Annotated in this window: 13 protein-coding genes; 8 read left to right on the forward strand and 5 right to left on the reverse strand. The window is 74.4% G+C overall.

Annotation, left to right across the window (positions count from 1 at the left end):
• Nucleotides 1–42: 42 nt before the first annotated feature.
• A complete protein-coding gene (locus Q9S36_RS37835) occupies nt 43–927 on the reverse strand; it encodes a LysR substrate-binding domain-containing protein (RefSeq protein ID WP_311289919.1) in 885 nt (294 codons plus the stop codon).
• Nucleotides 928–984: 57 nt separating this feature from the next.
• Entirely contained in the window at nt 985–1,512 is a 528-nt protein-coding gene (locus Q9S36_RS37840) for a hypothetical protein (RefSeq protein ID WP_311289920.1), read from the reverse strand.
• Nucleotides 1,513–1,587: 75 nt separating this feature from the next.
• Here Q9S36_RS37840 and Q9S36_RS37845 point away from each other — a divergent pair, with 75 nt between their 5' ends.
• From Q9S36_RS37845 to Q9S36_RS37880, 8 genes are all read left to right on the forward strand, one after another.
• Entirely contained in the window at nt 1,588–2,178 is a 591-nt protein-coding gene (locus Q9S36_RS37845) for an adenylyltransferase/cytidyltransferase family protein (protein WP_311289921.1), read from the forward strand.
• Nucleotides 2,115–2,555: an AAA family ATPase gene (locus Q9S36_RS37850; RefSeq protein ID WP_396653922.1), complete on the forward strand. Its 441-nt coding sequence runs from the start codon at nt 2,115–2,117 to the stop codon at nt 2,553–2,555. The genes Q9S36_RS37845 and Q9S36_RS37850 overlap by 64 nt, the downstream gene beginning before the upstream one ends.
• A gap of 70 nt (nt 2,556–2,625) precedes the next feature.
• The gene (locus Q9S36_RS37855; protein ID WP_311289923.1) at nt 2,626–3,843 is read left to right on the forward strand and encodes an acetyl-CoA C-acetyltransferase; all 1,218 of its coding nucleotides are present in this window, start codon (nt 2,626–2,628) and stop codon (nt 3,841–3,843) included.
• Complete coding sequence (gene pcaD / locus Q9S36_RS37860; protein WP_311289924.1) at nt 3,840–4,616, forward strand: 3-oxoadipate enol-lactonase; 777 nt, start codon at nt 3,840–3,842, stop codon at nt 4,614–4,616. Before Q9S36_RS37855 ends, pcaD begins: the two co-directional genes overlap by 4 nt.
• Nucleotides 4,617–4,639: 23 nt before the next feature.
• Complete coding sequence (locus Q9S36_RS37865) at nt 4,640–5,422, forward strand: CoA transferase subunit A (RefSeq protein ID WP_396653925.1); 783 nt, start codon at nt 4,640–4,642, stop codon at nt 5,420–5,422.
• Nucleotides 5,419–6,060, forward strand: a complete 642-nt coding sequence (locus Q9S36_RS37870) for a CoA transferase subunit B (protein ID WP_311289926.1) — start codon at nt 5,419–5,421, stop codon at nt 6,058–6,060. The genes Q9S36_RS37865 and Q9S36_RS37870 overlap by 4 nt, the downstream gene beginning before the upstream one ends.
• Before the next feature lies 1 nt (nt 6,061).
• Nucleotides 6,062–6,622, forward strand: coding sequence for a nuclear transport factor 2 family protein (locus Q9S36_RS37875; RefSeq protein WP_311289927.1), 561 nt, complete (start codon nt 6,062–6,064; stop codon nt 6,620–6,622).
• A 109-nt stretch (nt 6,623–6,731) separates the two neighbouring features.
• Nucleotides 6,732–8,090 carry an MFS transporter gene (locus Q9S36_RS37880; RefSeq protein WP_311289928.1) on the forward strand — a complete coding sequence of 453 codons (1,359 nt, stop codon included), beginning with the start codon at nt 6,732–6,734 and terminating at the stop codon, nt 8,088–8,090.
• On the opposite strand, the gene Q9S36_RS37885 is transcribed toward Q9S36_RS37880, so the two are convergent.
• Genes Q9S36_RS37885 through Q9S36_RS37895 form a run of 3 tightly spaced genes read right to left on the reverse strand, consistent with a single transcriptional unit; the run spans nt 8,084 to nt 12,788 of the window.
• Nucleotides 8,084–8,677 (reverse strand): DUF6529 family protein, encoded by a 594-nt coding sequence (locus Q9S36_RS37885; protein ID WP_311289929.1) that lies wholly within the window; start codon nt 8,675–8,677, stop codon nt 8,084–8,086. The two genes, Q9S36_RS37880 and Q9S36_RS37885, sit on opposite strands and share 7 nt — an antisense overlap.
• A gap of 50 nt (nt 8,678–8,727) precedes the next feature.
• Nucleotides 8,728–11,439 (reverse strand): LuxR C-terminal-related transcriptional regulator, encoded by a 2,712-nt coding sequence (locus tag Q9S36_RS37890; protein WP_311289930.1) that lies wholly within the window; start codon nt 11,437–11,439, stop codon nt 8,728–8,730.
• Complete coding sequence (locus Q9S36_RS37895; RefSeq protein ID WP_311289931.1) at nt 11,436–12,788, reverse strand: aromatic acid/H+ symport family MFS transporter; 1,353 nt, start codon at nt 12,786–12,788, stop codon at nt 11,436–11,438. The genes Q9S36_RS37890 and Q9S36_RS37895 overlap by 4 nt, the downstream gene beginning before the upstream one ends.
• Between the last annotated feature and the right edge of the window lie 2 nt (nt 12,789–12,790).

The raw sequence follows: 12,790 nt of genomic DNA on the forward strand, positions 1-12,790 counted from the left end.
CCGGAGCCGTCCTGGTTGTCGACCGGACCGGTCGGGTCCGCGTCAGGTGGCAGCGATCTCCGCCAACCGGGCCAGTGCCCGGGCCAGCACCGGGTTCGCGTCACCCTCACGGGTGGCCACGACGAGGTCGACCCCAGGGGTGCCGACGAGCGGCACGTGGACCACGCCGGGGACCTTGAGGTCCGAGGTCGGCTCGGGGACGATCGCGACCCCCAGGCCCGCCGCCACGAAGGTGACCAGTGTCGAGGTCTCCGCCACCTCGTGCACCACGTGGGGCTCCAGGCCGGCATCGGCGAAGAGGTCGTGGACCAGCGTGTGCATCGCCGAGCGGCCGTTGCCGGCGTGGACGACCAGCCCCTCCTCCGCGAGGTCGCCGACCCGCAGCCGCCTGCGATCGGCGTACCGGTGGTCCTGCGGCAGCGCCACGATCAGGCGCTCGTGCCGCACGTCGGCCACGGTGAGGCCCGAGGTGTCGGGCAGCCGGCGCAGCAGGGCGAGGTCGAGCGACCCGTCGTGCAGGGCGGCCACCTGGTCGGGCGAGAGCATCTCGCCGCGGAACCCGAAGTCGACGTCGGGCAGCTCGCTGCGCATCCGCTTCGCCAGCGCGGGCAGCAGCGAGTACGTCGCCGACCCGACGCAGCCCACCATCAGGCGCCCGGTGCGACCCGCGGCGATGCTGGCCGCGGCGGCACCGGCCTCGTCGACGGCGGCGAGGATCTCGCGGGCGCGGTCGAGGTAGGCGGCGCCGGCAGGCGTCAGGTCGACGCGCCGGGTGGTGCGGGTGAGCAACGTGACGCCGAGCTCGGTCTCGAGCTGCCGGATCTGCTGGGAGAGCGGCGGCTGCGCCATGTGGAGGCGCTCGGCTGCCCGGCCGAAGTGCCGCTGCTCGGCCACGGCGACGAAGTAGCGGAGGTGGCGCAGTTCCATCCACTCATACTGGCAGAGTCCCAGTCAGCGTGGCGCGACGCCGATCGCGTATCAGTGCTACCGGGCCACCCACGGGCCGAACGTGCGCCTCTCCGGCGCCCAGTCCACCGAGCCGGTGGCCTCGTCGAGGAACTTCACGGCCACCCGCACCCGCTTCGGGTCGCCCAGACAGCGACGCGGGACCCGGAGCGACACCGGCGCGTCCTCGAAGATGTCCGCGCGTGCCCGCATGCCGGGGCACCTCACGAACCGCGACGGGCGCTGGCCGAAGGACTCCACGACCCCGAGCGAGTCGTCGAAGCCGGCGTTGGCGACGAAGGACACGCGGAAGGTCGGCCGGGGCCCGCGTCCGGTGTCGATCCAGAAGGAGTAGACCTGGGACACGGCCAGCGGCACGTCGGACCGCACGGTCACCTTCACCGCGTCCCGGTGGACGACCCGCACCCGGGTGATGTCGACGGACGTCGCGTCGCCCGCCGGGTCGTCGATCGACCCCGTGTCCGCGTGCGCCGTCCCCGGCACCGCCAGCGCCGCGACGACCGCGCCCGCGACGAGTGCTCGAGCACCTGCTCTGCGTACGTCCATGACGCTCCCTCCCCCTCCCCCCATGGTCGCGCCGCGTCGCCGCCCTCCGCAAGGGTCGGCGGTAGGTTCGCCGCCATGTCGGACGACCGGACCACCACCCGCGTGTACGTCGACATGGTCGGCGACCTGTTCCACGCCGGTCACGTCGCGCTGCTCCGCGAGGCACGTCGCCACGGCGACCGGCTCGTCGTCGGCGTGCTGTCCGACGAGACCGCGGCGTCGTACAAGCGGCGGCCGGTCATGACGCTCGCCGAGCGGGTGGCAGTGATCGAGGCCTGCCGCTGGGTCGACGAGGTGGTCGCGGACGCCCCGTTCGAGGTGACCGAGGAGTTCCTCGACGAGCACGGCATCACGACGGTGGTCCATGGCGACGACCTGTCGCCGGAGGGCGCCGCCGCCGTCTACGGACCGGCGGTGGCGTCCGGCCGGTACGTCGCCGTCCCCCGCACCAGCGGGCTGTCGACGACCGAGGTGATCCGGCGCGCGACGTCGCAGCCGGTGCTCCACCTGACGGTCGGCCTGCCAGGGGTGGGCAAGACCACCCTCGCCCGGCGGATCGCCGAGGCCGAGCGGATCGTGCGGCTCACGCCGGGGACGACTGGATGGCGCCGCTCTTCGGAGACAACGACGCGGGCGGACGTCGCGACATCCTCGAGGGGCGGATGATCTGGGTCGCCCACGAGGTGCTCCGCAGCGGGGCGGGAGTGGTGCTGGACTTCGGGTGCTGGTCGCCCGAGGAGAGGTACGCCATCCGCGCGGTCGCCGAGTCGGCCGATGGTCGCTTCGTGCTGCACCACGTCACGCTCGACGAGCAGGAGCGACGCGCCCGGGCCGGAGCCCGGTGGGAGACGGCGCCGGAGACGACGTTCCCGATGACCGACGAGGACCACGACCGGTGGCTGGCGTCGTACCACCCGCCCACGGACGAGGAGCTCGCCGACGCGCCGCCGCCCGACCCGCCGGCCGGATCCGACAGCTGGCTCCACTGGGCGAGCCAGCGGTGGCCGACGCTGCCGCGGTTCGACGAGCGGTCCGACGTTTAGGACGCCTGGCGTCTCAGTCGTGGCCAAACGGATACTTCACTGTATCGAACGTCACGATTAGGTTCGATCCATGCCCGACATCGTGATCTGTGAGCCCGTGCGCACCCCCGTGGGCCGGTACGGCGGCGCCTTCGCCTCGCTGTCCGCCGTGGACCTCGCCTCCACCACCCTCGCCGAGCTGGTCCGCCGGACCGGCCTGCAGGAGGGCGACGTCGACGACGTGATCCTGGGCAACTGCTACCCCAGCGGCGAGAACCCGGCCATCGGCCGCATCGCCGCGCTCGACGCCGGACTGGGCACCGGCGTGCCCGGGCTCCAGCTGGACCGGCGCTGCGGCTCGGGCCTGCAGGCCGTGCTCTACGCCGCCGCGCAGATCGCGAGCGGTGGCGGCACGCTCATCGTGGCGGGCGGCGCCGAGTCGATGTCCAACGTCGAGCACTACGCCCTCGGCCTGCGCACCGGCGTCAAGGGCGGCTCGGTCGAGCTCATGGACCGCCTGGTGCGGGCCCGCGAGACGGCCGGAGGCAGGGACCACCCCGTCCCCGGCGGCATGCTCGAGACGGCCGAGAACCTCCGCAAGGAGTACGGCATCTCCCGCGAGGAGCAGGACGAGCTGTCCGTCCGCTCGCAGCAGCGGGCCGGCGCCGCCCACGATGCCGGCCGGTTCGCCGAGGAGCTCGTCCCGGTCACCGTCCCGGGTCGTCGCGGCAGACCCGACGTCGTCGTCGACCGCGACGAGCACCCGCGCCCCGACACCACCCTCGAGCAGCTGGCCGGCCTGCGACCGGTGCGCGAGAGGATCGACCCCGCGTCCACCGTGACCGCCGGCAACGCCAGCGGCCAGAACGACGGCGCCGCGATGTGCGTCGTGACCACGCGCGAGGAGGCGGAGCGCCGCGGCCTGCGGCCGCTGCTCGCGCTGAGGTCGTGGGCCGTCGCCGGCGTCGGCCCGGAGGTGATGGGCATCGGCCCGGTCCCGGCGACCGCGGCCGCCCTCGACCGCGCCGGGCTGACCCTCGACGAGATCGACCTGATCGAGCTCAACGAGGCCTTCGCCGCGCAGGTGCTCGCCTGCCTGCGCGAGTGGAAGGTCGACCCGACCGACGAGCGGCTCAACCCCAACGGCTCGGGCATCTCGCTCGGCCACCCCGTCGGCGCCACCGGCGCCCGCATCCTGGCGACGATGGCCTACGAGCTGCGGCGGCGCGAGTCGCGCTACGCCCTGGAGACCATGTGCATCGGCGGTGGCCAAGGCCTCGCGGCGGTCTTCGAGCGGGTCCCTTCATGAGTGCCGTCGAGGTCCACCACGTCGTCAGCGGTCCCGAGGACGCACCCGTCGTCGTCCTCTCCAACTCCCTCGGCTCGACGACGTCGATGTGGGACGCCCAGGCCGACGAGCTCGCCGAGCACTTCCGCGTCGTGCGCTACGACACCCGCGGCCACGGCGGCTCCCCCGTGCCGGAGGGCCCCTACGACATCGACGACCTCGCCGACGACGTCGTCGCCCTGCTCGACCGCCTCGGCATCGAGAAGGCCCACTTCGTCGGCCTCTCGCTGGGCGGCATGACCGGCATGCGCCTCGCCGCCCGCGACCCCGAGCGCGTCGACCGCCTCGTGGTGCTGTGCACCGGCGCGCGCCTCGAGCCGTCGAGCGCCTGGCACGACCGGGCCGCGACGGTCCGCGAGGGCGGCAGCCGGGCCGTGGCCGAGGCCGTCGTCGCACGGTGGTTCACCCCGCGCTTCCTGGCGGAGAACCCCGACGTGCGGGCCGAGTCCGAGCGCATCGTGGCCGCGACCCCGGCCGAGGGCTACGCCTCGTGCTGCGAGGTCATCGCCGCGATGGACCTGCGCGACGACCTGCCCGGCATCGTCGCCCCGACCCTGGCGATCGCCGGCGCCGACGACCCGGCGACCCCTCCCCCGCACCTCGAGGCGATCGCAGACAGCGTCCAGGACGGCCGTCTGCTGGTCGTGCCGGGGTCGGCCCACCTCGCCAACGCCGAGCAACCGCAGGCCATCACCCCCGCGATCATCGCGCACCTGAAGGACGGAGCAGCATGAGCACCGGCACGCCTGCCACGGGCATCGACAAGGTCGTGCCGAGCGCCGAGCACGCGGTCGCCGACGTCGCGGCCGGCTCGAGCCTCGCGGTCGGCGGGTTCGGTCTCGTCGGCATCCCGTGGACCCTCATCGGCGCGCTCCTCGACCAGGGCGCCGACGACCTCACCGTGGTCTCCAACAACTGCGGCGTCGACGGCGCCGGGCTCGGGCTGCTGCTCGAGGCCCGGCGGATCACCCGCGTCATCGCGTCCTACGTCGGTGAGAACAAGGAGTTCGGCCGCCAGTACCTCGCCGGCGAGCTGACCGTGGAGCTCACCCCGCAGGGCACGCTCGCCGAGCGGATGCGCGCCGGCGGCGCGGGCATCGGGGCGTTCTTCACCCCGACCGGCGTCGGCACCATGGTGTCCGAGGGCGGCCTGCCCTGGCGCTACCACCCCGACGGCACCGTCGCCCTGGCGTCCGAGCCCAAGGAGGTGCGCACCTTCCACGGCGTCGACATGGTGCTCGAGGAGTCGATCGTCACCGACGTCGCCCTCGTCCGCGCCGCGAAGGTCGACCGCGCCGGCAACTGCGTCTTCCACGCCTCGGCGCGCAACTTCAACATCCCCGCCGCGATGGCCGGGCGCCTCACGATCGTCGAGGCGGAGCAGGTCGTCGAGATCGGCGAGATCGCGCCCGACGACGTGCACCTCCCCGGCGTCTTCGTCCAGCGCATCGTCGAGCTGACGCCCGAGCAGGCCCACGAGAAGGACATCGAGAAGCTCACCACCCGCCCCCGGGGCGCACACGAGGAGGTGCCGGCATGAGCTGGACCCGAGACGAGATGGCCGCCCGTGCGGCGCTCGAGCTGCACGACGGGGAGTACGTCAACCTCGGCATCGGACTGCCGACCATGATCCCCAACCACCTGCCGGCGGGCTCCACGGTCACGCTGCACGCCGAGAACGGCATCCTCGGCGTGGGACCGTTCCCCTACGAGGACGAGGTCGACCCCGACCTGATCAACGCCGGCAAGCAGACCGTCACCGTCCTGCCGGGCGCGTCGTTCTTCGACTCCTCGCTCAGCTTCGCGATGATCCGCGGCAGCCACATCGACACCGCCGTCCTGGGCGGGATGCAGGTCTCGATGACCGGAGACCTGGCCAACTGGATGGTGCCCGGCTCGATGGTCAAGGGCATGGGCGGGGCGATGGACCTCGTCAGCGGCGCCCGCCGGGTCATCGTCCTGATGGAGCACGTCGCGCGCAACGGCCGGCACAAGCTCGTCGCGGCCTGCGACCTCCCGCTGACCGGTCGCCGCGTGGTGGACCGCATCATCAGCGACCTCGGCGTCCTCGACGTCGCGGGCGACAGCTTCGAGCTCGTCGAGCTCGCGCCGGGCGTCACGGTCGAGGAGATCACCGAGCGGACCGGTGCGCCGGTCCGGGTGCCGGTCGGCGTCTGACATGGCCGTCCAGCCCGTCGCCGAGGACCTGGCGCACGACCTGGCGCACGACCTGGCCGCCCGCGTGCGCCGCCTGGAGGACCTGCACGCCATCGGGCAGCTCCGCGCGCACTACTGCCAGGCCCTCGACGACGGCCGCTGGGACGACCTGGTCGACCTCTTCACGCCCGACGGCGCGTTCGTCGGGCTCTCGACGGCGCGCGGCCACGACGAGCTGCGCACCTTCTTCGCCGACCTCCAGGACGGCCCGCTGTCGGCCTGGTGGCACTTCTCGTCCAACGAGACCATCGACCTGGTGGGCACACCCGCCCGCCACGCGACCGGGACGACGTGGCTCGACCAGCCGTGCGTCGTCGACGGTCGCGCCCACGTCGCCGCCGGCCGCTACCAGGACCGGATGGTCCGAGGTGACGACGGCCGGTGGCGGTTCGCCGAGCGTCGCGTGACGTTCTTCTTCTGGGTGCCCGGGGACGAGGACTGGGCCCCCGGCCGCTACGGCTGGGCGCCCGCCCGGGCCGCGGCTGATCCCCGCACCCTCGAACGGCTGCCCGCCGACGCCTGACGCCCGCACCCCATCGCGCGGACGACGTCCCACCCCTGCCCGGCACGACGGCGTGCCGGCGCCACCCGAGTGCGCCCCCGTGCGCCCGACACCCGATCCGGAGACCCCCATGACGCACACCCTCAGCTCGCCTGCCTCGCCGCCGACACCCGCCGGTCCGACCGGGGCGGGCCCGGTCGCCGACCGTCGTACGCTCACCCGCGTCTGCACCGCCGTGCTGCTCGGCTCGGCACTCGAGTGGTACGACTACTTCCTCTACGGCGCCGCGGCCGCGCTCGTCTTCGGCCAGGTCTTCTTCCCCACGGCCTCGGACTCCACCTCGCTGCTGCTCTCGCTGGCCACCTTCGGCGTCGGCTTCGTCGCGCGCCCCGTCGGGGCGATGGTCTTCGGGCACATCGGGGACAAGCACGGCCGCCGCCCGGCCCTCATCGCCACCCTCATGCTGATGGGTCTCTCGACGACGGCGATGGCCCTGATCCCCTCGCACGCCATGATCGGCATCGCGGCACCGGTCCTGCTGGTGGTGCTGCGACTGCTGCAGGGCATGGGCTCGGGCGCGGAGTACAGCGGCGCCTCGGTGTACGCCGTCGAGTACGCGCCGCCCGGACGTCGCGGCCTGTTCGGCTCGTTCTCCGCCGCCGGCGTCTACCTCGGGCTGGTGCTGTCGTCCGGTGCGCTGCTGCTGACCACCTCGCTCACCAGTGACGCACAGTTCGCCTCGTGGGGCTGGCGGCTGCCGTTCCTGGCGAGCCTGCTGCTGATCGCCCTCGGCCTCTGGATCCGCCTGCGCCTGGAGGAGACCCCCGCCTTCGAGGAGGTCGTCGAGGACGCCGCACCCACCAAGGCGCCCCTGCTGACGCTGGTCCGGACGCAGTGGCGCAGCCTGCTGCTCGTGATGGGCCTCGTCGCGGCCCCGCTCTCGTTCAGCCACCTCTACCAGGTCTTCGCCCTCTCCTACATGGCCGACCACGGCTACGACCGCGTCACCGGCACGACCGGCCTGCTCGTCGCCGGGCTCGTCGTGATGGGCACCGCACCCCTCGCCGGCATCGCCTCCGACCGGTTCGGGCGCCGCCCGGTGCTCATGTTCGGCGCCCTCTACGCCATCGCGTTCGCGTTCCCGTTCTTCATGCTCGTCGACAGCGGCCGGCCGCTGCTCGCCGTCCTCGCGCTCGCCCTCGCCCAAGGCGGCAGCGTCGGCGTCATGTTCGGCGTTCAGGGCGTGGTGCTCTCCGAGCTCTTCAGCACCGCGAGCCGCTACAGCGGTGCTGCGGTGAGCCGCGAGCTCGCCGCGATCCTCTTCGGCGGCTTCGCGCCACTGATCGCGGTGAGCCTGGCCGCCTCCGCGAACGGCGCCTCCTGGCCCGTGGGGTTGTACGTCGTCGTGCTGGCCGGCATCACCTTCGTCTCGGCGTTGCTGGCCCCCGAGACATTCCGCGGCAGCCTGTCGGACAGCCCGCGTCAGTAGCCGGGGTGGCTGGGCCATCCCCGGGCGGCGACGTACCACCCGGCGGACGTCAGCACGACGGCGAGCAGCAGCGAGAACAGCACCCCGCCGGCCACCGGGAGGAACCAGCCGGGCGACCGGTGGGCGCGCACGGCGACCAGCTTGACCACCACTGCGCCGAAGACCGCGCAGCCGAGCACGCCGTGCACGACCGCGCGCAACGGGACCTCCTCGCCGGTGTGCAGGGTGCCGACCTCGAGGCCGAGTGCCCACAGGCAGCTGTAGCCGACGAACACCGCGAGCAGGAGCGCAAGGGTGCCCGAGACCCGGTGGGCGGTGCCGAGCCAGGGCGGCGCGCGGCGGCCGATGCGGCCGTAGAGCCACAGCGTGCTCACCAGCTGCAGCACGACCAGCACGCCGATCACCGTCGACAGCGCGACCTTCATCTCGATGACGGTGCGGAAGCCGAGGTCGGTCGTGCCGGCCAGGGTCGGGTCGTGCACCCGCCCGACGACGCCGAGCAGCACCGCCACCACCGCACCCGCAGCGAACGCGGCGAGCGGGACGGCCGTGCTCCGCCGAGGGCGTGATCCCGCGTGGTCGGCCATGGGCTCAGGATGCGCCGATCCCGGCCGGCACGGAAGACCGTCAGGCCCCGTCAAGCGTCCGAGGCCGCACCCGCCCGGAGCGCGGCGAGCTCGCCGCGCGAGCGGATGCCGAGCTTCGCGTAGATCCGGGTGAGGTGGTACTGCACGGTCTTGGTCGAGACGAACAGCTCGGTGCCCACCTCCTTGTTGGTCATCCCGCGCGCCACGAGGTCGGCGACCAGCTCCTCCTGGGGCGTCAGCGCCACGGCGTCGCGGTCGCCGGCGGGGCGGCCGGCATGGACCCCGCCCGCCCGCAGCTCGCGGTCGCAGCGCTCGACGTACGTCGTCGCGCCCAGGCGGGCGTAGAGGTCGCGGGCGGTCTGCAGCACCGGGTCCGCCTCGCGCCGCTTGCCGGCGCGACGCAGCGTCTGCCCCCACGCGAAGTGGGTGCGCGCCCGGTCGTAGGGCAGCGGCAGGTCCTCGAGCAGGTCCGCCGACTCCTGGAAGGCGGTGCGAGCCGCGTCGAGGTCGCCGGTGGCGCCGAGCAGCCGGCCGCGGGCATACCTCAGCCGGGCCTGCGCGGACCGGTGGCCGCGGTCCGCTGCGCGCTCCTCGTGGGGACGCAGGAACGCGTCGGCCTCGTCGTGGCGCCCCTCGACGACCAGGGCGTTGGCGCACACGTCGGCCCACGGCCAGGCACCCGGCTCGTCGATGCTCCCGCCGGCCCACGGCTGGCGCAGCGGCTCGAGCGCGCGCAGCACCCCGGCGTAGTCGGCGCGCGCCTCGGCGACGCCCGCCCGGGCCAGCGCCCCGGCCACGCGCATGATCTCGTAGTCGCGCGGCCCGGCCGCCGCCTCGCCGACCGCGCGGTCCGCCAGCTCCCACTCGCCGCGCAGGCCGTGCACCTGCGCCCGGGTCCAGGCCAGCAGCGGCTCGATCAGGCGCATGCCGGTGCGCTCGGCCAGCCGCATGCCGTCCTCGGCCGTGCGGAGCGCGTCGTCCCACTCACCGCTCACGAAGTGGGCACGGGCCAGCCACGCGTGCGCCCACAGCGAGATCCGTGTCGACCCGCCGAGGAAGTCGGTGGAGGTGGCCGACGACAGTGCCTCCCGGGCGACGTCGACCTCGTCGAGGGCGAGCGCGGTCCAGCCGCGCCCCATCGCGACCCGCTGCGCCTGTGCGCCGTGCCCGACCTGCGTGGCGAGGACGGCGTAGTCGGCGAGGGCCTGCTGACCACCTCCCGTGCCAGCGACCCCGAGCCCGCGGATCGCCGACGACTCCACCGCGGCCGGGGAGCCAGGCGCCGCGAGCGCGAGCGCGCGGTCGGCCCACTCGACGAGCTCCCGGCCGCGGCAACGGGCCAGGCTGTGCAGCACCCGGCGGTGGCAGACGAGGGCGGCGACGTCGGGATCGCGCTCGACGTTGACCAGGTCCCACGCGCGCCCGAGCCGGCTCTCCGCCTCGGCCGACCGGCCGCGCACGATCGCGAGGTAGCCGAGCGCGGCGTTGCGCAGCGGCGTCTCGCGCAGGCTCTCGACCTCTGCCACGGCCGCGGCGGCGCCGAGGGTGTCACCGGAGCCGACGAGTGCGTCGAAGGACCGGGACAGCCGGTCCTCGCGGAGCCCACGATCGGCGGTGATCCGCGCGGCGTGGGACAGCAGGCGCGCGACGGCCGCCCACTCCCCCGTCGCGGCCCGTTCGGCGGCGAGCTCCTCGAGCTCGTCGGCCAGACCGGCGTCGGCCATCGGACTCGCGCTGACCAGGTGGTCGAGGCGCACCACCGGGTCGTCGACCAGGCTGGCTGCGGAGCGGTGCAGGTCGGCGAGGCGCACCCGCCCCACCGAGCCCAGGACGGCGGCCGCCACCATCGGGTCGCTCGGCTCGACCAGCACGGCGCCGAGGTGCTCGACCCACCGCACCAGCCGCGCCCCGAGGAGCTCGTCGGCCGGCCCGAGCGGGTCGGGCACGCCGGCGAGAGCGGCGGCCAGCGGCACGGGCGCCCGGCCGAGCACCGCGACCGCCTCGGCCAGCGCCCTGGCGGGAGCCGTCGCGGCGGCCAGCCTCCCGGCGACGTCGGCCGCCACGGCGGCGGGCGCCGGGAGGGCGGGGTCGACGTCGGACCACAGCTCCGGAGGCTGCTCGGCGAGCAGCGCGAGGACCGGGCCCGGCCGCCCGGCGGTGAACCGGCACAGCCGGTCGGCCAGCGTGGGCCGCAGCGCCACCCCCGCCCGGGCGGCGAGCTGCTGCACGTCGCCGGGCCCGAGCGGCGGCAGCACGACCCGGTCGGCCACGCGGTCGAGCACCGCGGCCGCGTCGGGCGACGGCGCCGGGGTCGTCGCGGCCAGCACCACGAGCACGGGGACGTCGGCACGGTGGTGCACGGCGCTCCACAGCGCCTGCAGCGAGGCCGCGTCGGCGTGGCCGGCGTCGTCGACGAGCACGAGCGCGGCCCCCTCGCCGGGAAGCCCGGCGACCGTGTCGGCGAGCTGGTCGCCGGCAGCGGATGACGTCGGTGCGGTCACCGGGGCACCGATCAGCTGCGAGAGCACCCCGAGCTCCACGTCGCGCTCCCACGGGGCGCCCTCGGCGCGGAGGCAGCGACCACCCGCGGCGACGTGCCCCGCCGCGAACCGGCGTACGAGCGCCGAGGTGCCGGTGCCGCCCGGCCCGGTCACGAGGACGAGGCCGGGACCGACCTCGCCGACCCGCAGCAGGCGTTGCTGCAGGTCGGCGAGGTGGGCGTCGCGAGCCACGAGCGCGGGCGTCGCGTCGGCGTGGGTCACGCAGTCACGGTAGACCCGACCTCCCCCGGGCGGAGGTCGCGACGTCGCGACTCGGCGTGCGCCGGTCGGGGGACGGCCAGCGCCACCACGGCTCCGGCCAGCGAGACCACCGCGAAGAGCTGGAACGCGGTCGAACCGCCCACGCCCGCCCCGACGAGGACACCCCCGATGATCGGTCCGACGATGCCGCCGAGCCGGCCGAAGCCGGCGCACCACGCCACACCGGCGGCACGGGCCCTGGTCGGGTAGTAGTTCGAGACCAACCCGTAGATCAGCACCTGGGTGCCGATCGTCCCGACGCCGGCCAGTCCGACGGCCAGGAACAGGACGCCGGCCGGCAGGGACAGCGGCAGGATCGCCAGGGAGAAGGCGGCGAGCACGAAGGTGGCCGTGACCACGCGCTTGGCACCGACCCGGTCGGCGACGTACGACGCCACGAGCCCGCCGACGATGGCCGCGAGGTTGAGCACCAGCAGGAAGGTCAGCGCGTGGTTCTTGCCGTAGCCCTGCTCCCCCATGATCTGCGGGAGCCAGGTGTTGAGGCCGTAGGTCAGCAGGAGCCCTGCGAAGCTCATCAGCCCGAGCAACGCCGTCGGGTAGGCGAAGCGCCGGCTGGCCAGCGCCGGGAAGCCGACCTTGTCGGCGACCTCCGGCTCGGGCGCGGGGACCGGGATGCCGGTGCGGACGGACACGGCCTCGGCCTCGGCGGTTCGGCCGTGGGCGACGAGCCACTTCGGCGACTCGGGGAGGAACCACACCGCCAGCGGGAGGAGCAGCACGATCGGCAGCGCGCCGATCCAGAACAGGCCGCGCCAGCCGATGCTGTCACCGAGGGCGATCGCGGTCAGGGCGGCGAGCACGCCGCCGGCCGGGACGCCGCTGTAGACGATCGCGTTGTAGCGGTTGCGCTGGCCGGGTGGCGCGAACTCAGCGACCAGCGCTCCGACCGTCGCGACGAGCGCGCCGACGCCGATGCCGGTGAGGAAGCGGAACAGGCCGAAGGCGGCGACCGACTGGGTCGTGGCGGTGACGGCCATGCCGATGGAGAACCAGGCGAGGTTGACCAGCATCACCTTGCGGCGCCCGACGCGGTCGCCGACCGCACCGGCGGCGAGGGCGCCCACGAGGACGCCGACCAGCGCATAGCTGCCGAGCGTGCCGGCCTGGCCGGGGGTGACGGTGCCGAGGTGGGAGGGATCGGCCAGCAGCACCGGGACCACGGTGCCGTAGACCACGAGGTCGTAGCCGTCGAAGACGAGTGCGGCGGCGGAGAGGAAGACGACCCAGGAGGTCGTGCGACGGCGTCGCGCGTCCTGCTCTGGGGTCGCCGAGGCGGGTGTGTCGGGCATGA

The organism is Microbacterium sp. ARD31 (assembly GCF_031844425.1).

Bases quoted from the DNA above. Each gene is read 5' to 3' on its own strand.
- Q9S36_RS37870 (WP_311289926.1), top strand. From the start codon at position 5,419: ATGAGCTGGACCCGAGACGAGATGGCCGCCCGTGCGGCGCTCGAGCTG.
- Q9S36_RS37855 (WP_311289923.1), top strand. From the start codon at position 2,626: ATGCCCGACATCGTGATCTGTGAGCCCGTGCGCACCCCCGTGGGCCGG.
- Q9S36_RS37850 (WP_396653922.1), top strand. From the start codon at position 2,115: ATGGCGCCGCTCTTCGGAGACAACGACGCGGGCGGACGTCGCGACATC.
- Q9S36_RS37895 (WP_311289931.1), bottom strand. From the start codon at position 12,788: ATGCCCGACACACCCGCCTCGGCGACCCCAGAGCAGGACGCGCGACGC.
- Q9S36_RS37885 (WP_311289929.1), bottom strand. From the start codon at position 8,677: ATGGCCGACCACGCGGGATCACGCCCTCGGCGGAGCACGGCCGTCCCG.
- Q9S36_RS37835 (WP_311289919.1), bottom strand. From the start codon at position 927: ATGGAACTGCGCCACCTCCGCTACTTCGTCGCCGTGGCCGAGCAGCGG.
- Q9S36_RS37880 (WP_311289928.1), top strand. From the start codon at position 6,732: ATGACGCACACCCTCAGCTCGCCTGCCTCGCCGCCGACACCCGCCGGT.
- Q9S36_RS37875 (WP_311289927.1), top strand. From the start codon at position 6,062: ATGGCCGTCCAGCCCGTCGCCGAGGACCTGGCGCACGACCTGGCGCAC.
- Q9S36_RS37840 (WP_311289920.1), bottom strand. From the start codon at position 1,512: ATGGACGTACGCAGAGCAGGTGCTCGAGCACTCGTCGCGGGCGCGGTC.
- pcaD (WP_311289924.1), top strand. From the start codon at position 3,840: ATGAGTGCCGTCGAGGTCCACCACGTCGTCAGCGGTCCCGAGGACGCA.
- Q9S36_RS37845 (WP_311289921.1), top strand. From the start codon at position 1,588: ATGTCGGACGACCGGACCACCACCCGCGTGTACGTCGACATGGTCGGC.